Here is a 24,860-nt window from a genome sequence, read left to right on the forward strand (position 1 = left end):
CGCTAACTGTCTGACCAGAGAGAGATACTTAAATGTCTTTTCATTTACCAATAAAAGCGGCCATTTTCGATATGGACGGCTTACTGATTGACTCTGAACCCTATTGGACCCAAGGAGAAAAAGAAGTATTTAGTGAATTAGGTCTGGATTTTTCTTTAGCAGAAAAACTACCAGATACTCTTGGGTTGCGAATTGATCAAGTTGTGGAACTTTGGTACCAGGCTTCTCCCTGGCAAGGGGTATCAAAATCAGACGTGGAACAGCGAATTACCGACCATGTTATCGATTTGGTAAAAGAAAACCGTCCCTTACTCCCAGGTGTTGAATATGCTTTAAACCTTTGCCGCAAACAAGGACTGAAAATCGGCCTGGCCTCAGCTTCTCCACAATATATGCTGGAACAAGTACTCGAAATGTTCAGTCTTAATCACTATTTTGATACTGTCGTTTCTGCTGCCAAATTACCTCACAGTAAACCTAATCCCGAAGTTTATTTACGCGCTGCTGAACAATTGGATGTCGCTCCGATAAATTGTGTGGCCCTGGAAGATTCATTCAATGGAATGATAGCAACAAAAGCTGCAAGAATGCGTTCAATCGTTGTGCCATCTGCTCATCACTTTGATGATCCACGTTGGGTTCTCGCAGATATTAAACTGCATTCTCTCGAACAACTCACTGCCATGAACATCACCTGATTATCACTTTAGCTGCCATCACTTATGCCGATGGCAGCTTCTTATTGTTCACATAGCAGCCATAGCGCTTATGTCTTATTCTGTCAAACAAAAAATTAACGCTATATACCCTATGGATTTCAAGCTGCATCGCGACGGCAAGGGAGCGAATCCCCGGGAGCATAGCTAACTATGTGACTGGGGTGAGTGAGTGCAGCCAACAAAGAGGCAACTTGAAAGATGACGGGTATATATTAATAAATAAGATATTTTTGCTTTTCACCCTCTATCTTACCCACATAAAACCCTCTATACTTCGCCGACTGTATGGATAGACAGTTATTAGTCAGAGGAATTTATGACCGCAGAAGGGCATCTTTTATTTTCAGTTGCCAGCATTATCTTGGCACACAAGCTAGAAATAACACCAGAGATAGCTAATGGAGATTGGCTGCATATGCTACCAGGGGTACTGCTTACTGCCTTGTTACCCGATATCGATCACCCTAATTCAACCTTGGGTAGATTATTCAGATTTATCTCCATTCCTATTGCCAAACTCTGTGGTCATAGAGGCTTTACTCACAGTTTACTTGCTCTCATATTAGGGATTACTTTATTTTGGCTAAAAATCCCCGAAGAGTGGCTAATCCCAACTGATTTTTTTCATGCCATGATTGTTGGCTATTTGAGCCATCTGATTGCAGATATGCTAACACCTGCTGGTGTGCCGTTATTATGGCCAATCAAAATACGTTTCTGTCTACCTGTGCTTGGCAAGCAAGGAAATAAGAAAGCAGAAAGGTTTATTTCTGCCTTATTAATTGTCATTGCCGTTTTTCTACCAGAAGATATTGAATCTTCTATACTTTTTTATATAAATCGCATCAAAGATCTCTATTTCTAATGCTTTAATTGACTAAAAATAAATCTTAAAAGTCACATTTGTTATATTAAATTCTTTATAGTTATAAATGAGAATAGTTTAAGCTGATACTATATTCCCCAACTGCTTGTTGTAATGTGTTCGTTTGCAAACCTACACGATTCGATACAACTTATAACTTAACTAAATTGAATTCTGGAGTTTGGGGATGAATTTACCACTCATTTCGAATGTGCTCGTCTTCGTAGCACTGCTTTTGCTATTGTCAAAAGCCAGTTCACGGCAATGGAACCTGTCGAAAAAGGTTTTTGCGGGCCTTGCCATTGGCATTATTTTTGGCTTAGCACTGCAACTAGTTTATGGTTCTGATAATACCATAGTGAAGGAATCCATATCATGGTTCAACATTGTAGGTAATGGCTACGTACAACTTCTACAAATGGTCATTATGCCTCTGGTATTTGCCTCTATTTTGAGTGCAGTTGCCAAATTACACAAAGCATCTTCTCTAGGAAAAATCAGCTTTCTGACTATCGGGACGTTGTTATTCACGACAATGATTGCAGCGCTTATCGGTATCATGATTATCAACCTGTTCGGCCTGACTGCTGAAGGTCTGATTCAAGGTCCCCAAGAAACAACACGTCTGTCTGCTATCGAAAACAACTATGTCAGCAAAGTCTCTGACTTATCTGTACCACAATTGATTTTATCTTTTATTCCTAAAAATCCGTTCGCAGATTTAACCGGCGCTAACCCAACTTCTGTTATCAGCATTGTTATTTTTGCAACCTTCTTAGGTATCGCTGCCCTGCAAATGTTGAAAGATGATCATGAGAGGGGTGAACGCATATTAATCGCTATTGACACTATACAGGCATGGGTAATGAAACTGGTTCGTCTGGTTATGCGCTTAACACCGTATGGTGTTATGGCCCTGATGACCAAAGTTGTCGCCAACTCTAATATCTATGAAATTGCAAAACTGGGAACCTTTGTTATCGCATCCTACATTGCACTAGCACTAGTATTTGTTGCTCATGGGTTTCTACTTTCTCTCTTCGGCATCAATCCACTCAGATTTTTCAAAAAAACTTGGCCAGTGTTGACTTTTGCATTCAGCAGCCGTTCCAGTGCTGCCAGTATTCCACTGAATGTCGAAACCCAGACACTCCGTATTGGCGTACCAGAATCAATCGCCAGCTTTTCAGCATCTTTTGGAGCAACAATCGGTCAGAATGGCTGTGCCGGGATTTATCCCGCCATGTTGGCCGCAATGGTTGCGCCAACAGTGGGCATAAACCCACTCGACCCGATGTGGATTGCAACACTCGTTGGCATTGTCACTATCAGCTCTGCTGGCGTTGCCGGTGTGGGTGGCGGTGCTACGTTTGCAGCACTGATTGTCTTACCCGCAATGGGATTACCTGTAACGTTGATTGCTTTATTGATTTCTGTTGAGCCTCTCATTGATATGGGCCGTACGGCACTGAATGTAAGTGGTTCAATGACTGCTGGCACTATTACCAGCCAACTGATGGGACAAACTGATAAAACTATCTTCGATCAGGAAGAACATGTTGAATTAAGTCAGCTATAATTTAAAACTTCAAAAACTGTAAAAAAGCCGGGATTTGATTTCCCCGGCTTTTATTTGATTCACAATATTATTTATTCAGGTATTGCCCACTACGCAGTGCTTCAATACGTTTGTCCAATGGCGGGTGAGACATGAACAGCTCACTGAATGTCTTTGATTTACCATTAATACAGAACGCCATCATACTGCCTTCTTCCTGCGGTTCATAACTGGTTTTCAGACGCTGTAAAGCAGCGATCATTTTCTCACGACCGACCAACTTAGCAGAACCTGCATCTGCATGGAATTCGCGATAACGCGAGAACCACATCGTGATAATGCTCGCCAGAATACCAAATACTATTTCCAACACCATTGAAGCAACCATGTAAACAATCGGATTGCCAGAGGAGTTACTCTCTTCCTCGTCACTATTGCCAGACAGGAAACTTGATACAGCTTGAGCCAGTAGACGGGAAATAAAGATAACGAAAGTATTTACTATCCCTTGCAACAAGGTCATCGTCACCATATCACCATTAGCAATATGACTAATCTCATGAGCAATAACAGCTTCTGCTTCTGCCCTACTCATGTTATCCAATAGACCGCTGCTGACAGCAACCAGAGAAGCATTACGACGCGCTCCGGTAGCGAATGCGTTAATATCAGACGCGGCATAAATCGCAACCTGGGGCATGGCAATATTGACTTGTTCCGCTTGACGGCGAACAGTTTCAACTAACCAATGTTCAACTTCGTTTGCTGGCTGTTCGATGACCTGACCACCCACAGAACGCAGGGCCATCCATTTGGACATCAGCAGAGAAACAAACGCCCCACCGAAACCGAACAGGCCAGCCATAATCATCAAACCTTGTACACTACTCCCCTGAATTCCTGTCAAAGAAAGTATTATCCCGAACACCAACATAACAGCGAGGTTAGTGAGGAGGAACAAAACAATTCGCATCATAAAAACCGGCTTCCTTTATTAATAAATCAATGCACTTTCAGAACTACTCTATAAATAAGGCTGTTCTTACTATATTCAAGGCTTTTAGCCTGTTAAGCGATAAAACCAACACAACTTTACAAAATCATAAAAAAACCTACATTAGCCTAACACCAATTGGTTAAACAAAACACGCTAATACCTGGTAATGCTGAGAAAATGTGAAATAATTCATCTTTCCTGAAAAGAAAAAGACTGTTCATATTACTGACAGCACAATATCGTTCACTCAAAACATCCCAAGCGAACGATATTGGACATTAATCATTAACAAGCTTTAACCCATTATTTTACTTAGATTTAGCCAACATTTTCTCAGCAGGTTGGTGCGCTAAATCAAGTGCAATCTTCACTGATTCATCAAGATAGGGATCTGGCCCCTGATAATCTTTAGGCAAATCATCCAGTGAAGTTAACGGTTTTTTACCTTCGCGTTTAAAGCGATCATTTATGCGATTCAACTTCAGAGCATCCGCTTCTTTATTTTCTTTTTCTCTTTGTGCATAGTTCAGAGAAACAATATTTTTATGCTCTTTCAGCGCCTTATAGTGAGCAATATCCTCATTGATATACTTGAATTCTGGATCAGTTGTAATGCGGATATTGTGAACAACATTCAACTGAGGAACCAATGCAGCAATAACTTTAGACCCTGTATAACGGGCAGGAGGAATGCTATCCCAAGGCAAAGCATTATCTTCGAAACTTTCGCCGGTTTCTGCCGGATCAACCCCCGTAGGCATTACGATATCAGGAGTCACCCCTTTACGCTGAGTACTACCGCCATCCACACGATAAAACTTCTGAATCGTATATTGGACAGACCCCAGTGATGGCCAATCAGGGCGCATCATTTGATCATAAATACGACTCAAAGAACGGTATTGCTGAACTGTACCTTTACCAAAAGTCGGTTCACCAACAATCAACGCTCGCCCATAATCCTGCATTGCTGCGGCAAAAATTTCAGAAGCAGAAGCACTAAAATGGTCCACCAGAACAACCAAAGGTCCTTTATAGTACACCACTTCATCAGTATCAGAATCCTGACGAACTTTCCCATTATTATCTCTAACCTGGACAACCGGGCCACTTGGGAGAAACAAGCCTGATAAAGAAACCGCCTCTGTCAGTGCACCACCACCATTGCTACGCAAATCAATGACAATAGCACTGACATGCTGTTTGGTCAGTTTTTGTAATTGAGTTTTAACATTATCAGTCAAACCAACATAAAAACCGGGGATATCAAGCACGCCCACTTTTTCCTGACCGATTGTCTTAACTGACATCTTCACAGCCCGATCTTCCAAACGGATCTGTTCGCGAGTTAAAATAACAGTACGTGGTTTTGCCCCTTTGGTATCAGAAACAACCTCAAGCCGTACTTTGCTCCCTTTAGGTCCTTTAATCAGCGCAACCACATCATCCAAACGCCAGCCAATAATATCCACCATAGACTTTCCTGACTGGGCAACGCCGATAATCTTATCACCTACGTTTAGTGCTTTGCTTTTAGCAGCAGGTCCACCAGCAACCAAAGAATTTATAACCGTGTAGTCATCATCTATTTGCAAAACAGCACCAATCCCTTCCAGGGAAAGACTCATTTCTGAGTTAAACTGTTCAGTATTGCGTGGTGAAAGATAATTGGTATGAGGATCAATTTCACGGGCAAACGCTGTCATAATCAATTGGAAAACATCTTCACTCTGGCTTTGTGTCAGACGTTTTAACGCGGATTGATAGCGTTTGGTAAGCATCTCTTTGATTTTATTGTCCTCTTTGCCGCTGAGCTTGAGGTTGAGCCAATCATATTTAACTTTAGCATCCCAAAGTTTATTTAGCTCTTCCACACTCTGTGGCCAAGGGGCTTTGGAACGATCAACATCAATTGTATCGTTACCATCAAAACTCATTGGCTGTTCAAGACGCGATAAAGCGTACTGATAACGCTCAAAGCGACGTTTCTGTAACAAATTAAACAAGTCATACGGAATTTCCAGATTCCCATTTTCCAATTCCTTGCCTAACAACTTTTTCTTATCGGCATACTGAGCAACATCTGACGCCAATAATATGTTATGGCTGTAATCCAGTATATTGAGATAGCGGTCAAATATTTTTGCCGAAAAATCACCATTTAAATCAAATTGGCGATAATGAGAACGAGTGAAGCGGGATGTTACCCGCTCGCTAACTGTTGAATGCTGAGGTTCTTGCTTCAATATAGGTAATTGTTCAATACCAACAGGAACAGCCACTGGACTGTTTGTATTTGCATAACAAGTACCAAAAATTGAAACACCTAAGACAAAAGCCAGTCTGACGAATTTGTTCATGCCCAGGTCGGCCTCCGTATCAGAACTGTAAATGTTCTGCGCGTACAATCATTGCCAAACCGGAAGGCAATTGTACCCGTACACCATCTTTGGCGACTTCAAGCACAGAAGCATCCACTGAACTTTTACCCACTCTTACTTTAATTTCCTGACCAATTTTCAGCGATGAAACATCGACAATCTGAATCGGTGCAGCTTGAATAGGTTTAGCTTGAACAGGTTTAGCAACTGGTTTACGTGCTTGCTGAGGGCGCTTTTGCGGGCGTGGTGGCTGCCGCTTTTCCCCCTCAGTATTATTAGCACGGCGACGAGGAGCGGGTTTCTTGGCTGTGGGCCGTTCATTTTTTTCACCAGCAGCCACATTTTCAGCTTCACGTTTTTTAGCTCTTTGCTCTGCACGCTGTGCCTGAACCCGTGCTTTGGCTTCAGTCAGTTGCTGGAGAGCGTGCTCAATGTGTTCCGCTTCCAATTCACCGCATGAATTACCATCAAGGTCAACACGCTGGGCACCTTCTTTCACACCATACAGGTAACGCCAACTTGATGTGTACAGACGTAAGGCGGAGCGCAGTTGTGTTTTACTTAAACACTCTTCGTCCTGAATACGTTCAACGATATCTTGAAAAATACCGATCTTTAAGGGACGAGCTTCACCTTCGGCTACGAAACAGAGCGGGAAACGCTCAGCTAAAAAAGCAATAATCTCTTTACTACTATTCAACTTAGGTTGATTTTCCATGAAATTTCCTGATTACAACGGTTTTGCCAACCAGCATAGGCATGAACTGGCGTCATTATAATAGCGTTGCTGATAAATGCCACGTTATCCATATGTTAAGTTACATTCAATTCAACATATTTCGGCACAACGCACTGTTCTAAATGAGCACAAAGCCCATCAATAAGAGCTTGTAAGCCAAATTCGTCTTTCTCGTCGAACCTATTAAAGACCGTACTATCAATATCCAATACACCGATAATTCTATCGCTTACGATCAACGGCAACACAATTTCAGCGTTACTAGCAACATCACAGGCGATATGACCAGGGAACGCATGAACATCATCAACACGCTGGATACGCTTTTCCAATACAGCCGTTCCGCATACCCCCTTGCCAACAGGTATTCTGACACAAGCAACTTTTCCTTGAAATGGGCCTAACACCAACGTATTACCATCAATCAAGTAAAAGCCAACCCAGTTAACGTCATGCAAACGTTCATACAACAATGCACTGGCATTAGCCAGCGTCGCTATTAAGTCATACTCACCAGACAACAGAGCTTTTAGGTCCCCCGTAAGCTCCCGATAGAACTCATTTTTATTCATAATTGACCTATCCGATGAAATTCACAAAACGCATCTCTATTTTTATATCAAAAAAACATCAAATGCCCATAACAATAAGGTTAACAGTCTGTCACACTGACGTAAATTTTTTACTGCCTTTAATAAGATATTCTTTAATTATATTTATTAAGTGCTTGCAAAGGCTAGTGAGATAACACTACTTCACCAAAACATTATCAGAGGTACAACCAGTATGAATATGATTCACTGTTAGTGCCTCTATGCCCTCATACAATAAAATCAAATTGAGTTCTTACACAATTATAAAGATCAATTATCTGATAGTAGTGTCGTTCATTAGCCTCTTTCATTTGAGAGTTGACTAGTGGTGTAGTAAAAAAACAAAACATTCAAACAATTTATCCATAGAATTATTGCAGTTACCACACCATCACCAACACTTTGAGTCCTTACTACCACACCAAATAAATATTTCCTACTGAATGTATAAAAGGTCAAAGAATAGCAGAGATAAAAAAAGCAATATGACAAGAGTAAGTTTTAGAACAGATCATTATAACAGCAATATCATCTACCGATTATCCAACACAGAAAATATTATTACTGGCAATCTCAGCTATTTGATCTATTCTCAATGATGGCCCCACTGGTCTTACCTGTTATCTAAAAGTTAAGGAGCGATAATGAACCAGACAAAATTAAGAATTTCCAGCTACGAAATTGATGATGCTATTCTCTCTTCACCTTCCCAAGAAGACGATATCACCATTAGTATTCCTTGTAATTCCGACCAGGAACTTTGTATGCAGTTGGATGGATGGGATGAACATACCAGTATTCCCGCCTTACTCAACGATAAACACATTCTTCTCTACCGAAAGCATTATGATAGACAAAAACATGCATGGGTTATGAGGGTGGTCTGATGTCCACAAAACTTGTGATAAAAAAAGGCCGAGTTGACTCCTCTACTCGGCCTAGGGAAAATGGCTCTTAAGAGCCGTGCGCTAAAAGTGTCATTGAGACGAAAAACAACTTACAATTTAAAGAATAGCTGACATACTTGCCTTTTACCAACTTTTTGGATAATAAATAATCAAAAACAACATCTTCCATTAAGCCAAAATAGACGCTATACCCTACGGATTTCAAGATGCATCGCGACGGCAAGAGAGTGAATCCCCGGGAGCATAGATAACGATGTGACCGGGGTGAGCGAGCGCAGCCAACAAAGAGGCAACTTGAAAGATAACGGGTATATTGCTTACTCAATGACATTATCTCTTATCGCACAATGCTAAAGCGGCTTGTTGGAATGGCTCTATACTCATTTTTTGAGTCGGATTTTTGCTATCAGCCAATAGAATAATATCCAAAGACTTAGCATTCACTTTCCCTACCTTCATCATATCCGTGGCTATATCATTCAATGGGTATTGCACTAACGTACTTGGATTAATCACAAACAGAGCCTTATTTGCTCGGCAATCCAACATCACCTCTTCCCGCGTAAATGCCCATTTATCACCAAATTGTAGTTTACTCACCGTTTCAATCGGTGCAGCAACATTTTGAAAAGAGAGACAAAATAAGGAAAGTAATAAAAGTAAACGTTTCATAATAGTTACCAATGTAGATATATACCTTATAGATTTCAAGCTGCATCGCGACGGCAAGGGAGCGAATCCCCGGGAGCATAGATAACGATGTGACCGGGGTGAGGGAGTGCAGCCAACAAAGAGGCAACTTGAAAGATGACGGGTATAAAAGCAAGCGAAATGGATCTTGAAATCCATAGGGTATATTGAGATAGGCGCTTAATTAAGAACATCAAATCGGCTGATAAGTAGCAAAAACAGCAACACATAATAGAACCAATGCCCCAAGAATAATTTCAACCCAACTATTGATAATCAACAATTGATAGCGGCCAGGTTGCTTCAGTTTAGGAACCAGGATATAGCGGTTAATTAATGCAAGCATCACCATACCCACCACCAATGCTATCTTCAGCCATAGCATGGATTGATATTCACTACCGCTATATTTCGGCCAGTTCGGCAGCAAAATTAAGCTGCTTATAATGCCAGTAATGATAATCAGGGTTACAGCAACGTGACCATATGTGGAAAAACGCATCATAGAGATCATAATCTGTTTATCCAACCCTATAGCCAATTCATTTTGTATCCGTAAAAATTGCAAGCATAACAAAAACGGCCATAATCCACCAAACCAGTATCCAACACTCACTAAGTGAATTACCTGATTAATCTGAGAAAAAACACCTGTTATCCCATCATGCATCACCGAATGGCCGATAAAGGCATGGCAGGAGAGTAAAACAGCAGAACTGATTAACATCAAAATATTTCTGACTTTTTGTTTACTGATAAACAAAAACCCTGTAGCAACTATTGAAACCAGTATTTGCCATTGCCAAACTTTACCAAAAGTTGTTCCCAATACTGCCAACCAGATTTCTAGATTACAAATATCCTGCCAACCATCACCCATTATTCCCGATTGAATTGCCAACCATCCAATTGTTGTTACTAATGTCACAACTGTACTGATAATTACCCCTAAACGAAGGCGCGCATCAATCAGAACAGATAAACGCTCAGGAACCAATATGGCAGTAAATATGCTAAAGCCAAACACTAACATAACTGCCACGAAATGCGTGAAGCGACAAAGAACATACAGCGCCGCTAGAGACATAATTATTTCACTGTAAAGCTATAGACACCTTTAGTCTTATGCCCATCAACAGAGACCACGCTCCAGTTAACATCATATCTCCCTGTCGTCAGTTTATCTTCGATAGGAAGAATAAGTTTTGTATTAGTTGCCGGATCAAGCTTTAACTTTCCCGTTTTAATGGGTTTATTTTCAGGACCAATCACTTTTACTTTACTAAAACTCAGCTCAATACCTTCCGAAAAGCTTAGCGTGATCACCTGAGGTGTATTTTCTACTGTAGTATCTTCTGCCGGAATTTGTTCTGTTAAATGCGCATGGGCCAAAGCTTGCTGGCAAGATATGGCAACAAAAAGGACAATTAAAGCAGATAGTTTTCGGCCAAAAGAGCGGATTGTGCTAATGGTCATCAATAACCTCTTAATTTTCAAATGAATCTCTATGAATTGTCATCATTTTATATCAAAAGAGTTATTTTATCTGCGATAACTTACAATAAGAATTTCGTCTTGTGAACTATCGCGCAAAAATAAAGGAAAACCGCAGTATTGACTTTAAATACCTAAAGTTATTGCGACTACTGCGGTGAATTAATTCCATTTCATTAGACAGGATTTGCAGCAGCCAGACCTTTCAGATCCTTATCTAATAAGAAAAGTGCTTTACCATCCTCACCAACCATATCCAGTTTATCAAGGATAGATTTAAACAATTTCTCTTCTTCATGCTGTTCTGCTACATACCATTGCAGAAAATTAAAAGTAGAATAATCCTGCGTGGTTATCGCCAAATGAGCAAGTTTATTAATTTCGGCAGTAATAAATCTCTCGTGATCATAAGTTCTATTGAGTACATGAGATATAGATTCATAATCGGCCGAAGGTGCATCAATTTGCCCCAAACGTGGCATTGTGCCTGTATCACTCAGATACTCAAACAAGCGATGCATATGCTGCATCTCTTCCTGAGAATGCGATTTAAAAAACGCAGCGGCACCTGGTAACCCTTGTTCACTACACCATGCACTCATTTGCAGATATAAATTCGCAGAATAGAACTCCAGATTCATCTGCTCATTTAATTTATTAACCACTTCTTGATTTAACATAATAGATACTCCAGTTATTAATTGAACTATATTATGCCAATTAAATGAAAATAATAAAACCAAATAATAAAAATAAATCAAAAACAGATATCACATTGAAATATAAATATATTTTTAATAAAAAAATGAAAATGAATCTCATTTAATATATTCAAATGAAAATGAATTACATTTACAAAATAATCTTCATTAAGGAATTTTTATATTTAATGATAATGAATATTATTTATCTTTATAAAATAATCAATTCATACCTTGCCAGAAAAACCAGTCTGGATTAGCTTTATCACTTTGTAAATGAGAGAGACACTGATGAAACACAATCTGGCCGAACTTTCTACAGAGAATATGGACAAAGTGAATGTTGATTTGGCAGCTTCTGGCGTAGCCTTTAAGGAACGTTACAATATGCCAGTACTTCCTGATACAGTTGAACAAGAACAACCCGAACATCTGCGGCAATATTTTCAACAACGTTTAGTCCATTATCGCCAATTATCCAAACAACTTTCCAATTTACCCTACGAACCCAAAGGCCGCTGATCATCCAGTAAGAATTAGGTATAACCACCGGATAACCGGTGGTTATACCCGTTATCTTTCAAGTTGCCTCTTTGTTGGCTGCACTCGCTCACCCCAGTCACATAGTTCTCTATGAGCCTGGGGATTCACTCCCTTGCCGTCGCAATCCATCTTGAAATCCATTGGGTATATATCCAATTACTGAGCGGCAAACCTATCTGTTGCACTAATAAGCTGATGTAAAATACCCGGCTCATCAAATGAATGCCCTGCTCCTTCAATAATATGTAATTCCGCTTCCGGCCATGCCTGCGCCAGATCCCAGGCATTTTGCACCCGGCAAGCCATATCATACCGGCCATGAATGATAACTGCCGGAATATCCCGTATAACGTCAATATTATTCAACAGTTGCTGCTCCTCATTCATAAAACCCTCATTGATAAAATAGTGGTTCTCAATCCGAGCAAATGCCAAAGCAAACTCATCTTCCGTAAAGCACTCTACACTATTTGAAGGAAGCAATGTTACCGTCTCTCCTTCCCACAAACTCCAGAGACGCGCGGCTTCTAATTGCACCCGAAGATCATGATTAGTCAGCCGCTTATTATACGCTTTGATCACATCCTTTCGTTCTTCCTCCGATAAAATAGATACCGTTCGTTGCCACTTGTCAGGGAAGAAATTAGAAGCACCATCCTGATAATACCAGTGCAACTCTTGTGGCCTCAGTAAGAAAATTCCCCGAAGAATTAATTCAGAAACGTGTTGAGGATGAGTTTGGGCGTAAACTAAAGATAAAGTTGAACCCCACGAACCACCAAATACCAGCCATTTTTCGACTCCCATCAATTGACGTAAACGCTCAATATCTTCAACTAAATGCCAAGTGGTATTATTTTCCAAGCTGGCATGAGGTTTTGAACGCCCACAACCACGCTGATCAAATAACATGACATGATATTTCTTTGGGTCGAATAACCGACGGTGATAAGAGGCAATACCACCGCCCGGCCCACCATGAATAAATACAGCCGGCTTACCTACAGGATTACCACACAATTCCCAATAAATTTGATGACCGTCGCCTGTATCCAAATACCCCGAACGATAAGCTTCACAAGCCGGATATAATTTTTTCAATTCTGACATAACATTTCCTTTACTGGCTAACACCAAATCTGGTATCCGTCAAATGACGGGTAGAGATAACTATCAGAAAATGTTATTTCAATTCACTATAGCTAATCGTATTTTGCTGACAATCAACGACAACACGGTAATCTTTGTCACGCTTAGAACCACGAACAGTCAGCGGAATTTTTAATATCTCTTTATCGCCAGTGATATTTTCCGCCTTTACCCACACCACTGGTTTAGAAGTTCCCAATTGCTTTCTATCTTCTGACCAATGGTTAATGCGGTTTTGCAGAAAATCACGCTTTACTTGAGCGGCAATTTGCGATTTAGTTAAATTGTCACAAGAAATAAATTTATCAACACGTTTGTTCTCCGACACAGCAGATACTGTGAATGAAACAGTGAGCAAAAGTGCAACACCTGATAGGCCAACTCTGTTAATGATATGACATGTTTTCATACTACCTCCCGTTAATATCTCAAAATAAGAGATTAAATATGGAGCTAACCTAACATGTCAGGTAAAACAAATGTGTGATTATTGTTAAATAAATAATTTAATTATGTTCATTTTTCATCATCAAACACCACATTAACCTGCTCTTTTCCTCGATGCCGCTCACGAAGTTCTTGTGCAACCAACGCAATCGCTTCGCCACTGCTCATTCCTTCAACCATCAATTGCTGAATTTTTTCTACTGCTCGTTGCTGTTCCTCATGGGATAAAGCTGGCATCGCTGAAAACATGATAATAACCTCTATAAAGTGATCTATGCCGAAGAGTATAGCGATTTTTAACTCAAGTAAGGAATGGATTTCTATGTTAATCTGTAAGGATTAAAATCAAGACTCACTTTTGCATTACAACTGCTAAACCAACACGATAATGAGCATTTCACTACAAAAACGGCAATTACCCTATCAACCAGACGCTGCCATCAACTATTTTGCGCCGATTTCAAATCAGTCTTGGGCAATGCTGCTCCATTCTGGTGCTGCCAACCATCCTCATAATCGGTTCGATATTCTGGTTGCAGAACCACGGATAACACTGCTTAGTCATAATAAATCAACTGAAATAAATGAAGATGGCGATAGCTATATTACTGAGGAAGATCCCTTTTACCTGCTAAAAAGACAACTAGAAAAATTAAATATTACAGCAAAGCGTGATCCTGATTTGCCATTTCAGGGCGGTGCGCTAGGTCTATGGGGATATGATCTTGGGCGCTACCTTGAAGAGTTACCATCACAAGCCAAAAATGAGTTGTCATTTCCAGATATGGCAATCGGTATTTATGACTGGGCGCTGATTGTTGATCATCACAAAAAAGAGGTGATTTTATTCAGCTACAGTGATGTTGACACGCACCTGAACTGGCTTACTTCTCACCAAGTTTCGCCAAAAATGGCTTTTACGTTGACCAGTGAGTGGCAATCAAATATGAGTGCCAAACAATATCATGAGAAAATTAACTGCATTCATCACTATCTGTTAAGTGGTGATTGTTATCAAGTTAACCTGGCACAACGATTTTGCGCTGATTACCAAGGAGATGAATGGCAAGCATTCATAAAACTTAATGAGAACAACCGTGCACCTTTTTCCGCCTTTATTCGTTTACCGGAAAACAGCGTTATCAGCGTCTCTCCTGAACGTTTTTTACTCCTGGAGAATAAACAAATTCAAACTCGCCCGATTAAGGGAACATTACCGCGCTTAAGTGATACAGAAAAGGACGTACTGCAAGCTGTAAAACTGGCCGCCTCGAAAAAAGACCAGGCTGAAAATTTGATGATCGTCGATTTATTGCGTAATGATATTGGCCGGGTAGCCACACCGGGGTCAGTTAAAGTTCCTGAATTGTTTTTAGTTGAACAATTCCCTGCCGTTCATCATCTGGTTAGCACAATCACCGCAACACTGCCAAATGAACAACATGCTACGGATTTATTACGCGCCTGCTTTCCCGGTGGTTCTATTACCGGAGCGCCTAAAATCAGAGCAATGGAAATAATAGAAGAGCTTGAACCTCACCGCCGACATGGATATTGTGGTTCAATTGGCTATATTAGTTTCTGTGGCACAATGGACAGCAATATCACCATACGTACCCTCTTAACTGAGAAAGAAAAAATATATTGCTGGGCCGGTGGCGGAATCGTTGCCGACAGCATTGCTGAAAAAGAGTATCAGGAAACATTTGATAAGTTGAATCGTATCTTACCGCAACTAGGGAAAATAAAAGTAATATGATATCACTGTCTGATTTCGTTAACAGATTTCAGTTACAACTTCCACCACCACCTAAACGGCTTTCAGATAACAACCGCCATGCTGCGGTGTTATTACCAATCATCTGCAAACCGAAGCCAACGTTATTATTGACCCGACGCTCAGCCACTTTACGATCACATGCCGGTCAAGTCGCCTTTCCAGGGGGCGTTGCTGATCCTAAAGATAAATCAATAATCGCGACAGCACTACGGGAAGCGGAAGAAGAAGTTAACATACCTCATCAGAAAGTTCAGGTTCTGGGACAACTCGCCCCTTTAAATAGCAGCGGCGGCTATCTGGTAACGCCTATTGTCGGATTATTGCCCCCCGGATTATCCCTCCACAGCAACCCGGCAGAAGTTGCCAAAATATTCGAAGTTCCTCTATCTGAAGCACTTTCACTTTCGAGTTATCATTATCTTGATGTTAGTCGCCGTGGTCAGCAGCATCGTGTCTATTTTTACTGGTATCAGCAGCATCTCATTTGGGGATTAACAGCGACAATAATTCATCAATTAGCTCAACAAGTTCAGGTTTGATCCAAATCATTTAAGGATAACAAATTTGTATTTTTTTTACCCATCTTTATCGCTGTTGCTATCATAATTCAAAAAAACCTGTAAACTCCCTTATCAACACTACTAAATCACAGTAAAGTAGCGTACCTCAATATATATAACTATATCATTTCTATCTTTTTTAAGGAGTCTAGCGTGATTAGCGTTTTCGACATGTTTAAGGTCGGTATTGGCCCATCTAGCTCTCATACGGTTGGCCCGATGAAAGCCGGCAAACAGTTTGTCGACGATCTGGTAAACCAGGGATTAATGCCTTCTATCACGCGTGTAGCCGTCGATGTTTACGGCTCACTCTCATTAACCGGCAAGGGTCATCATACGGATATCGCCATTATCATGGGTCTGGCAGGTAATTTACCCGCCACCGTTGATATTGATTCGATCCCCGGTTTTATTCGTGATGTAGAGCAAACACAGCGTATTAAACTAGCCAACGGTTTACATGAAGTCGATTTCCCACGTGATAGCGGCATGGTTTTCCGAAGTGATAATCTGTCATTACATGAAAACGGCATGCAAATTCACGCATTCGCGGGGGACAAAAAAGTTTATAGCAAAACCTACTACTCGATTGGTGGTGGTTTTATTGTTGATGAAGAGCACTTTGGTAAACCCTCTCAGGATACCAAACCGGTTTCATATCCATTCAATTCAGCAAAAGAATTACTGATGAATTGTAATAAAACCGGGTTATCTATTTCCGGTTTAATGATGAAAAACGAACTGGATCTCCACAGCAAAGAAGAAATTAATGCCTATTTTGCCGATGTCTGGGATACCATGCAGGCTTGTATTGAACGTGGTTTGAACACCGAAGGGATTTTACCTGGCCCACTGCGTGTACCACGCCGGGCAGCGGCATTACATCGTATGCTGACCTCATCAAACAATTTGTCTAATGATCCAATGAATGTCGTGGATTTGGTGAATATGTTTGCCTTGGCAGTCAATGAAGAAAATGCTGCGGGTGGGCGTGTTGTTACCGCACCAACCAACGGCGCTTGTGGCATTGTTCCTGCCGTACTCGCTTATTACAACCATTGTATTGAACCTGTAACACCAGAGCTCTATATCCGCTATTTCCTGGCTTCTGGCGCTATTGGCATCCTATATAAAATGAATGCATCGATATCTGGCGCTGAAGTGGGTTGCCAAGGGGAAGTAGGTGTTGCCTGCTCAATGGCCGCAGCCGGCCTTGCTGAACTGCTCGGTGGCAGCGCTGAACAGGTCTGTATTGCGGCTGAAATCGGTATGGAACATAACCTCGGCCTTACCTGTGACCCGGTGGCAGGCCAAGTACAAGTACCTTGTATTGAACGAAATGCCATTGCTTCAGTAAAAGCAATCAATGCTGCACGCATGGCTTTGCGCCGTACCAGTGAACCGCGCGTTTCTCTCGATAAAGTTATTGAAACCATGTACGAAACAGGCAAAGACATGAACGCCAAATATCGTGAAACATCCCGCGGTGGGTTGGCAATTAAGGTTCAGTGTGATTAATCAAATAAATAACCTGTTTTTTAATCAGTAAATGCTTCTGCAATGAAAATATCCCAACCCTATGGTTGGGATATTTTTTGACCAAAACTTAAAATGATCATCTTTTGATCTAAAAAGATGAATATTTTTTCAATTTTAAATTAATAAGATGCTACCGATGGCAGAATAAATATCTAACAATAAGCAAATTACAGATAATTATAAATTAATTTTGCAATTTTTAGCTTATTAAATTGTTTTGTGGTTAACATTTTTATCTATTTCATTTTTTCTGACTGACAGCAATTTTCCTCTGGTATTTCTAATGTTAATCTAACAGCCGATTTTTTCAGTCAATAAGAGATAAAGTCTAAATCAAGTCAAATATTTAGGTATCATATTGATAAAAGGTCATTATTCGTACAAATAAGATTTTTATTGGAGGAATGATTCATCAAATTTATTGCAGTAACTGTGTAATAATCCTGCGTTTATACCCTATGGGTTTCAAGATGGATCGCGACGGCAAGGGAGCGAATCCCCGGGAGTATAGATAATTATGTGACCGGGGTGAGTGAGTGCAGCCAACAAAGAGGCAACTTGAAAGATAACGGGTATATATTGTTAATAGAGGGGAAAACAGGTGAGTATAGCCATTATGATTGGCACACACGGAGCTGCGGCTGAGCAACTGCTTCATACCGCAGAGATGTTAATTGGAGAGCAAGAAAATGTCTCTTACATTGACTTCGTTCCTGGTGAAAATGCCGATACCTTATTTGAAAAATACAACAGTAAACTGGAAACGCTTAATACAGAGCAAGGTGTACTGTTTCTTGTCGATACATGGGGAGGAAGTCCATTCAATGCGGCTAGCCGTATCGCCGTAGATAAAGAGAATTATGAGATCATCACCGGAGTTAACGTTCCAATGTTGGTTGAAACCTTTATGTGTCGAGATGATGACCCATCTCTGGCAGAACTGGTTTCCGTTGCTCTGGAAACCGGGAAAGAAGGCATCCGGGCCCTGAAAACAGAAGAACCTCAAATAGCTGAACCCGCCAAGCCCGTGGCATCCGTTGCGGCACCTTCATTTGCACCATCAGCCGGTGGTCATATGAAAATTGCACTGGCTCGAATTGACGACCGCCTCATTCATGGTCAGGTTGCTACTCGTTGGACAAAAGAAACCAATGTCAAACGGATCATTGTCGTCAGCGATGAAGTTGCTGCTGATACTGTCCGTACCACCTTGCTAAAACAAGTTGCTCCACCGGGGCTCAGTGCTCACGTTGTTGATGTTGCAAAATGTGTTCGCGTTTATAACAACCCGAAATATGCCAATGAGCGTGTCATGTTGCTGTTTACAAACCCAACAGATGTTTTGCGTTTAGTCGAAGACGGTGTCGATATCACTTCTGTCAACATTGGTGGAATGGCTTTCCGTCAAGGAAAAACGCAAGTTAACAACGCAATATCCGTTGATGAAACCGATATTGCAGCCTTCAAAAAACTAAATGAACGAGGCATTGAACTTGAAGCCCGCAAAGTTGCCAGTGACAGCCGCTTACAAATGATGGATCTACTCCAGAAGGTTAAAAACGAAAATCAGATCAGAGCAATTTAACTATTACTCAACGACAAAAATTTCTTACCAAATTTAATTTGGTTACAGGAGACAAACAATGGAAATTACCGTTGTTCAAATTGCATTGATATTCATCGTAGCTTGTATAGCCGGAATGGATTCCATTCTTGATGAATTTCAATTCCACCGCCCACTCGTGGCTTGTACCTTAATCGGGATCATTCTTGGTGACATGACAACCGGTATCATTATCGGCGGTACACTAGAGATGATCGCTCTTGGCTGGATGAATATCGGTGCTGCAATTGCCCCGGATGCGGCCTTAGCATCAATCATCTCAACGATTTTGGTCATCGCGGGTGGTCGTGATATTGGTGAAGGTATCGCTTTGGCCATTCCACTGGCAGCAGCGGGGCAAGTGCTGACTATCATTGTACGTACCATCACAGTCGCCTTTCAGCATGCTGCTGACAACGCGGCAGAACGTGGCAGCCTGCGTGCGATTAGCTTTATCCATCTATCCGCATTACTGCTCCAGGCTATGCGTATCGCCATCCCTGCCCTAATCGTTGCACTATCGGTTGGCACCAACGAAGTCCAGCAGTTACTTGCTTCTATTCCAAAAGTGGTAACCGATGGCTTGAATATCGCTGGGGGAATGATCGTCGTTGTGGGTTACGCCATGGTTATCAACATGATGCGTGCCGGTTACCTAATGCCCTTCTTCTATCTCGGTTTCGTCACAGCAGCATTCACTGATTTTAACCTGGTTGCATTAGGCATTATTGGTATTGTTATGGCCGTGCTGTACATCCAGCTAAGCCCTAAATATAACAAATCTCAGGTAGCGGCTGCCCCTGGACACACCAATAACGACCTTGATAACGAATTAGATTAAAAGGATGAGCAACATGTTAGATACAACAAAAACGACTGCTCAGACAGCAGGCCAGAAAAAACTGACACCCAGTGATATCCGTGGTGTATTTCTCCGTTCTAATGTGTTTCAAGGTTCATGGAACTTTGAACGTATGCAGGCTTTGGGTTTCTGTTTCTCTATGGTGCCAGCTCTTCGTCGTTTGTATCCAGAAAATACCGATGAGCGTAAACAGGCACTCAAACGCCACCTTGAATTCTTTAACACTCACCCTTACGTCGTCGCACCTGTACTGGGTGTCACCCTGGCAATGGAGGAACAGCGTGCTAATGGCGCAACGATCGATGATGGTGCGATTAACGGTATCAAAGTCGGTCTGATGGGGCCATTGGCCGGTGTTGGTGACCCTATTTTCTGGGGGACAGTCCGCCCAGTATTTGCTGCTTTGGGTGCGGGCTTGGCAATGAGCGGTAGCTGGCTTGGGCCTGTCTTATTCTTCTTCTTATTCAACCTAGTACGCCTGTTGGTTCTTTATTCAGGTATCTCTTATGGTTATAAGAAAGGGATCAATATCGTTCAGGATATGGGTGGTGGCTTCCTGCAAAAAATGACCGAAGGAGCATCAATCCTTGGTCTATTTGTTATGGGGGCGTTAGTTAATAAATGGACGAAAGTCAATATCCCGCTGGTTGTATCAGAAATTCCTAACCAACAGACAGGTGAAAAGACAATAACCACGGTTCAAAATATCCTCGATCAATTGATGCCAGGCTTGGTACCACTTTTACTGACATTTGCTTGTATGTGGTTATTACGACATAAAGTCAATGCGCTGTGGATCATTATTGGCTTCTTTATTCTGGGGATTATTGGTGCCAGATTTGGTTTCCTTGGTCTCTAGTACAATGATCTTTTAGTACAATATCATTCGGGGAGGCACTCCTCCCCATATTTTCTTTTTTATAACAATGCAGGGATAAGGAATGAACCTTAATGATATAGCATTAACTGGTTTAATCGTACTCATGCTAGCTTTTGCTGTTTATGATGAATTCGTGGTGAATTTTCTAAAAGGGAAAACTCACTTACAAATAAAGCTAAAAAGAAAACATAAAATTGATGCACTCATCTTTATTATCCTGATACTTATTGTTGTTTATAATAATATTACTGTTTATGGTAGCCGTTTAACCACATATTTATTGCTGTTTACTATCTTGGTGACTATTTATATTGCCTATATACGTTCGCCTAAATTATTTTTTAAAAATAACGGTTTCTTCTATGCAAATACCTTTATTTCCTATAGCCGGATAAAAACCATGAATTTATCTGAAGATGGCATTCTGGTTATTGGTTTAGAAAACAAGAAATTATATATATCAGTAAGCCAAATTGATGATTTAGAAAGAATTTATAAATTTCTCATCGAAAACAGATAGATAAGAAAAAATAATAAATAAAAAAATAGACAATAAACAGTCAGCCTTACGCTGACTTTTATTTTTCCCATAAAACAGATAATGATAATTATTATCAATATCATACCTTAACCCTAAAAATAATATTATTTTCCCTTTTTGAATTATTGTGCTATCTTTTAAATTGTCATGGGGAGTAGCCTGTTTCAGAGAAACGATTTAGTTAATTTTTCTGAAAAGCCCGTATCAACACGCTCGTTACAAAATAAACGTGGTGCGGGTAACCTTATTGCTATCTTAACAGGCATTATTGTTGCTAAAAATAGCAAATGAAATAGTCTAATGAGATAGCTATTAATTCGGTTGGCAAGACCATTGCATATAGCACCATCATTGGTTGGGGGTGGGTTATATGTATATGGAAACACCCAACCGAGGCTATATTAATGAATATGTACGCAACCCTCATCCTAGCTTTAGCACTTTCAATGGATGCCTTTGCTGCTTCAATTTGTAAAGGGGCCGCACTACATAGACCGCATTTTCGTGAAGCAATCCGTACCGGTTTAATATTTGGTTTGGCAGAAGCCTGTACCCCATTGATTGGCTGGTCTCTAGGGCTTTATGCCAGCCAATATATTATAGAGTGGGATCACTGGGTTGCTTTCACTCTGTTATTCATTCTGGGTTGTAGAATGATTACAGAGAGTTTCAAAACAAAGCAGGAAAAAAAGTGTGAGTCACCCTGCCGCCATAATTCAATTGTGTTGATAACAACAGCCATTGCCACCAGCCTGGATGCAATGGCAATTGGTATTGGGCTAGCGTTCCTTGAAGTCAATATCGTACATACTGCGATGGCTATCGGAATGATGACAATGATTATGGCAACATTGGGTATGTTAATTGGCCGTTATATTGGCCCACGGTTAGGCAAACGCGCTGAACTTATTGGTGGGCTGATTCTAATTGCAATTGGCTTCAATATCTTGTTTGAACATCTAGAATTATTTATGTACGCAAAATAACGCCGCCAGCCCAAAATATTTACACCTGTAAAGCCATAGGGTATATATTTTGGGCTGAAATCTTGATCAATTAAGGCGTTGATAGACCCGCAATATAAAATCAGTTTCACATTCAAACAGCGCTCTATCTGCCAACTTATTTTTCACATCTTCTGTTGCTTGCCAGGCAAATGGGGTCATCTGTAATAAATGATACGCTTGCAGACCATCTAATTTCATTGGATAAGATAACGATTCATCGGTTATCAATTCAAATCCTTCCAACGGTTCCGCCTTCAATGGATGAAGATGAATATTTTGATAAATCAACTCCTTGAGCTGATAAAGATGGCGAGGACCGGGAGTGACTGTCAAAACAATTCCCTGTGGCTTAACCACCCTTGCCAACTCTTCCGCTTTACAAGGCGCATAAATTCTTAACACCCCGGCAAGCGATTGATCGGCAAATGGCAAGCGATGGCTCGACGCAACACAAAAGCTAACAACCGGATAGCGCTTAGCGCCATAACGAACCGCAATCTTAGCAACATCTAACCCATAGATTTTAAAATTACGTCTCTTGCTTAACTGTGCTTCAACCGCAGCAGTGTAATAACCTTCACCGCATCCTATATCCAACAAACTCTCCGCATTTTCTGGCAGATACTTTTCCAGTAATTCCGAAACCCGTCGTTGTAATGGTTGATAATGCCCTGAATCCAAAAACACTCTTCTTGATTGCATCATCTCCGGGCTATCCCCCGGTTCCTTGGACCTTTTATGCTGAACGGGCATCAGATTAACATACCCTTCTTTAGCACAATCAAACTGATGATTATTCTCACAGCGCCATTGCTGTCGAATGAGCAATAAAGATTGATGACATAAGGGACATTGGTAAGACATAAGATTCCAAAAATATCAGCGAAAACCAGCCAGCACTATAGCATATTCTGATACTTATCGTCGTAAATCATGTTAATTAATAATTCTATATAAACAACTAATCATTATCTTGAATGAAATTATATTCCATTATTTTCAGTCCTTTTTTTGAAACGGCCCGCAATATTTCTATGGCATAAATATATTTATCGGGTATGATTCTTCAATCAAAATAAAATATCATTGTTAATAAGAACCTATCTCAATAGGCGTAATTGTTGCAGACCATTCTTATCAATGAAAAGTGAACACGGACAGCGCGGAAAAACCGGTGCGTACACGTAGTACGTGAGGATTTTGAGCACTGCCCAGGTTCGCTCTTTATGGCAAAGAAGGGCAAATAAAATAGCTCTATTGGGATAGGCAGTAAGTCATTTAACTAATAGAAACAGCTAATAATGCAGATAATATAATGAACATTTTCATACAATATTTTAATAAATTAAGATCAATTTCACCGAAATTCGATATTATGCCCAACACAAACTATTGTGAACTTATCTCACAGAAAAGTGACGTTGAAACTCTAGCAGATGATCTGGATAAAGTCCGTGCAGACTTTGCTACGGTATTAAAACAATTCAATGATGAAATCATATTATCTACAGGGAAAGAGACGATATATGAGAAAAATAGTCATCGGAAAACACCCTAAAATAGCAAAACAATCTAATCAAGGTGGTATCAATCCATTACATTATCAATTGCCTGATTCAGAAATATTAACGCTTTATGAACAACATACAAAGGGAGCCGCTGACCGATTTCTAACGCTGATCGAACAACAACAGAAGCACAGACACGAGATGGAAAAAGTCGTTTTAGAACAAACGATAAGAAAAAATATAAGAGGACAAAATTATGGGCTATTACTTACTTTTATCTCTCTGTCTGTCGCTTTAATTTTAGGTTTAAACGGACATAATTGGTTAGCAGCAATTATCGGAAGCGGCACTGTAACAACGATTCTGATTATTTATGTTTTAAATAGAAATCCGCAACCATTTATACCCTATGGATTTCAAGATGCATCGCGGCAGCAAGGGAGGGAATCCCCGGGAGCATAGATAACGATGTCCGGGGTAAGTGAGTGCAGCCAACAAAGAAGCAACTTGAAAGATAACGGGTATATTGTCATAAACTTTTACTCTGCCTAACAATTAGGGCTAGTAAAAAGAGGAGCACCATCAGTAAGCTATTGGTGGTTATATATAATTCTCACTCTATTACCTCATCATTTATTAAAATTTTACTTCATAAAAAATCAATATAATGTCTTATAATAAATTTTTTATCATTAATTTAATCGTTTTCATTAGTAGAATAGTCACAAATATCAGATAAATTGATAATTGAGATATCTTAATATAACTTAAGGAAGATAAACCCTATCCGGTACGT

General features: G+C 40.5%; 27 protein-coding genes and 1 pseudogene. 16 read left to right on the plus strand and 12 right to left on the minus strand.

Annotation, left to right across the window (positions count from 1 at the left end):
* Positions 1-32: 32 nt before the first annotated feature.
* The 4 genes from hxpB (at position 33) to AACQ38_RS05890 (ending at position 3,163) form a co-directional block, all read left to right on the plus strand.
* Positions 33-698: a hexitol phosphatase HxpB gene (gene hxpB, locus AACQ38_RS05875; RefSeq protein WP_165577661.1), complete on the plus strand. Its 666-nt coding sequence runs from the start codon at positions 33-35 to the stop codon at positions 696-698.
* Positions 699-871: 173 nt separating this feature from the next.
* The gene (locus AACQ38_RS05880; protein WP_158536477.1) at positions 872-1,012 is read left to right on the plus strand and encodes a hypothetical protein; all 141 of its coding nucleotides are present in this window, start codon (positions 872-874) and stop codon (positions 1,010-1,012) included.
* A 23-nt stretch (positions 1,013-1,035) separates the two neighbouring features.
* A complete protein-coding gene (locus AACQ38_RS05885; protein ID WP_011146901.1) occupies positions 1,036-1,584 on the plus strand; it encodes a metal-dependent hydrolase in 549 nt (182 codons plus the stop codon).
* 187 nt (positions 1,585-1,771) lie between these two features.
* Positions 1,772-3,163 carry an L-cystine transporter gene (locus AACQ38_RS05890; protein WP_165577662.1) on the plus strand — a complete coding sequence of 464 codons (1,392 nt, stop codon included), beginning with the start codon at positions 1,772-1,774 and terminating at the stop codon, positions 3,161-3,163.
* A 67-nt stretch (positions 3,164-3,230) separates the two neighbouring features.
* On the opposite strand, the gene htpX is transcribed toward AACQ38_RS05890, so the two are convergent.
* From htpX to AACQ38_RS05910, 4 genes and pseudogenes are all read right to left on the minus strand, one after another.
* Positions 3,231-4,118: a protease HtpX gene (htpX, locus tag AACQ38_RS05895; protein ID WP_165577663.1), complete on the minus strand. Its 888-nt coding sequence runs from the start codon at positions 4,116-4,118 to the stop codon at positions 3,231-3,233.
* Between the two features lie 329 nt (positions 4,119-4,447).
* A pseudogene (prc, locus tag AACQ38_RS05900) lies at positions 4,448-6,403 on the minus strand (carboxy terminal-processing peptidase); the annotation flags it as partial.
* Positions 6,404-6,518: 115 nt separating this feature from the next.
* On the minus strand, positions 6,519-7,238 hold the full coding sequence (proQ, locus tag AACQ38_RS05905) for an RNA chaperone ProQ (protein WP_011146905.1): 720 nt from the start codon (positions 7,236-7,238) through the stop codon (positions 6,519-6,521).
* Positions 7,239-7,333: 95 nt separating this feature from the next.
* Positions 7,334-7,831 (minus strand): GAF domain-containing protein, encoded by a 498-nt coding sequence (locus tag AACQ38_RS05910; RefSeq protein ID WP_011146906.1) that lies wholly within the window; start codon positions 7,829-7,831, stop codon positions 7,334-7,336.
* 665 nt (positions 7,832-8,496) lie between these two features.
* On the opposite strand from AACQ38_RS05910, the gene AACQ38_RS05915 reads away from it, so the two are divergent.
* Positions 8,497-8,739 (plus strand): YebV family protein, encoded by a 243-nt coding sequence (locus AACQ38_RS05915; RefSeq protein WP_011146907.1) that lies wholly within the window; start codon positions 8,497-8,499, stop codon positions 8,737-8,739.
* Between the two features lie 351 nt (positions 8,740-9,090).
* Here the strand turns inward: AACQ38_RS05915 and AACQ38_RS05920 are convergent, their stop codons facing one another.
* From AACQ38_RS05920 to ftnA, 4 genes are all read right to left on the minus strand, one after another.
* Positions 9,091-9,432 carry a YebY family protein gene (locus AACQ38_RS05920; protein WP_041380109.1) on the minus strand — a complete coding sequence of 114 codons (342 nt, stop codon included), beginning with the start codon at positions 9,430-9,432 and terminating at the stop codon, positions 9,091-9,093.
* 211 nt (positions 9,433-9,643) lie between these two features.
* Positions 9,644-10,537: a copper homeostasis membrane protein CopD gene (gene copD, locus AACQ38_RS05925; RefSeq protein ID WP_011146909.1), complete on the minus strand. Its 894-nt coding sequence runs from the start codon at positions 10,535-10,537 to the stop codon at positions 9,644-9,646.
* Positions 10,538-10,539: 2 nt separating this feature from the next.
* Positions 10,540-10,926 (minus strand): CopC domain-containing protein YobA, encoded by a 387-nt coding sequence (gene yobA / locus AACQ38_RS05930; protein WP_011146910.1) that lies wholly within the window; start codon positions 10,924-10,926, stop codon positions 10,540-10,542.
* Between the two features lie 194 nt (positions 10,927-11,120).
* Positions 11,121-11,624, minus strand: coding sequence for a non-heme ferritin (gene ftnA, locus AACQ38_RS05935; protein ID WP_011146911.1), 504 nt, complete (start codon positions 11,622-11,624; stop codon positions 11,121-11,123).
* 312 nt (positions 11,625-11,936) lie between these two features.
* Between ftnA and AACQ38_RS05940 the strand changes: the two genes are divergently transcribed.
* Positions 11,937-12,167 carry a DNA polymerase III subunit theta gene (locus AACQ38_RS05940; protein ID WP_011146912.1) on the plus strand — a complete coding sequence of 77 codons (231 nt, stop codon included), beginning with the start codon at positions 11,937-11,939 and terminating at the stop codon, positions 12,165-12,167.
* Between the two features lie 177 nt (positions 12,168-12,344).
* On the opposite strand, the gene pip is transcribed toward AACQ38_RS05940, so the two are convergent.
* The 3 genes from pip to AACQ38_RS05955 all read right to left on the minus strand — a co-directional run bounded on the left by pip (position 12,345) and on the right by AACQ38_RS05955 (position 14,033).
* Positions 12,345-13,298, minus strand: coding sequence for a prolyl aminopeptidase (gene pip / locus AACQ38_RS05945; RefSeq protein WP_011146913.1), 954 nt, complete (start codon positions 13,296-13,298; stop codon positions 12,345-12,347).
* Between the two features lie 73 nt (positions 13,299-13,371).
* Positions 13,372-13,746, minus strand: coding sequence for a protein YebF (gene yebF / locus AACQ38_RS05950; protein WP_011146914.1), 375 nt, complete (start codon positions 13,744-13,746; stop codon positions 13,372-13,374).
* Between the two features lie 107 nt (positions 13,747-13,853).
* The gene (locus tag AACQ38_RS05955; protein WP_011146915.1) at positions 13,854-14,033 is read right to left on the minus strand and encodes a YoaH family protein; all 180 of its coding nucleotides are present in this window, start codon (positions 14,031-14,033) and stop codon (positions 13,854-13,856) included.
* Positions 14,034-14,172: 139 nt separating this feature from the next.
* On the opposite strand from AACQ38_RS05955, the gene pabB reads away from it, so the two are divergent.
* From pabB to mntP, 9 genes are all read left to right on the plus strand, one after another.
* Positions 14,173-15,543 (plus strand): aminodeoxychorismate synthase component 1, encoded by a 1,371-nt coding sequence (gene pabB, locus AACQ38_RS05960; RefSeq protein WP_165577664.1) that lies wholly within the window; start codon positions 14,173-14,175, stop codon positions 15,541-15,543.
* Complete coding sequence (locus AACQ38_RS05965; RefSeq protein WP_011146917.1) at positions 15,540-16,103, plus strand: CoA pyrophosphatase; 564 nt, start codon at positions 15,540-15,542, stop codon at positions 16,101-16,103. Before pabB ends, AACQ38_RS05965 begins: the two co-directional genes overlap by 4 nt.
* A 174-nt stretch (positions 16,104-16,277) precedes the next feature.
* Positions 16,278-17,642, plus strand: coding sequence for an L-serine ammonia-lyase (locus tag AACQ38_RS05970; RefSeq protein ID WP_011146918.1), 1,365 nt, complete (start codon positions 16,278-16,280; stop codon positions 17,640-17,642).
* Positions 17,643-18,182: 540 nt separating this feature from the next.
* Positions 18,183-18,308 (plus strand): hypothetical protein, encoded by a 126-nt coding sequence (locus tag AACQ38_RS05975; protein WP_255562913.1) that lies wholly within the window; start codon positions 18,183-18,185, stop codon positions 18,306-18,308.
* A complete protein-coding gene (manX, locus tag AACQ38_RS05980; RefSeq protein WP_011146919.1) occupies positions 18,265-19,248 on the plus strand; it encodes a PTS mannose transporter subunit IIAB in 984 nt (327 codons plus the stop codon). The genes AACQ38_RS05975 and manX overlap by 44 nt, the downstream gene beginning before the upstream one ends.
* Before the next feature lie 58 nt (positions 19,249-19,306).
* Positions 19,307-20,107 (plus strand): PTS mannose/fructose/sorbose transporter subunit IIC, encoded by an 801-nt coding sequence (locus AACQ38_RS05985; RefSeq protein WP_011146920.1) that lies wholly within the window; start codon positions 19,307-19,309, stop codon positions 20,105-20,107.
* A gap of 13 nt (positions 20,108-20,120) precedes the next feature.
* Positions 20,121-20,987, plus strand: coding sequence for a PTS mannose transporter subunit IID (locus AACQ38_RS05990; protein ID WP_011146921.1), 867 nt, complete (start codon positions 20,121-20,123; stop codon positions 20,985-20,987).
* Between the two features lie 82 nt (positions 20,988-21,069).
* The gene (locus AACQ38_RS05995; RefSeq protein ID WP_011146922.1) at positions 21,070-21,528 is read left to right on the plus strand and encodes a DUF986 family protein; all 459 of its coding nucleotides are present in this window, start codon (positions 21,070-21,072) and stop codon (positions 21,526-21,528) included.
* Between the two features lie 425 nt (positions 21,529-21,953).
* On the plus strand, positions 21,954-22,535 hold the full coding sequence (gene mntP, locus AACQ38_RS06000) for a manganese efflux pump MntP (RefSeq protein ID WP_011146923.1): 582 nt from the start codon (positions 21,954-21,956) through the stop codon (positions 22,533-22,535).
* Positions 22,536-22,601: 66 nt separating this feature from the next.
* On the opposite strand, the gene rlmA is transcribed toward mntP, so the two are convergent.
* Entirely contained in the window at positions 22,602-23,420 is an 819-nt protein-coding gene (rlmA, locus tag AACQ38_RS06005; RefSeq protein WP_165577665.1) for a 23S rRNA (guanine(745)-N(1))-methyltransferase, read from the minus strand.
* Between the two features lie 662 nt (positions 23,421-24,082).
* Here rlmA and AACQ38_RS06010 point away from each other — a divergent pair.
* Positions 24,083-24,526 (plus strand): DUF2335 domain-containing protein, encoded by a 444-nt coding sequence (locus AACQ38_RS06010; RefSeq protein WP_165577667.1) that lies wholly within the window; start codon positions 24,083-24,085, stop codon positions 24,524-24,526.
* The last annotated feature ends 334 nt before the right edge of the window (positions 24,527-24,860 follow it).

Origin of the sequence: Photorhabdus sp. RW14-46 (genome assembly GCF_963887965.1) — a bacterium.
GTDB lineage: Bacteria > Pseudomonadota > Gammaproteobacteria > Enterobacterales > Enterobacteriaceae > Photorhabdus > Photorhabdus laumondii.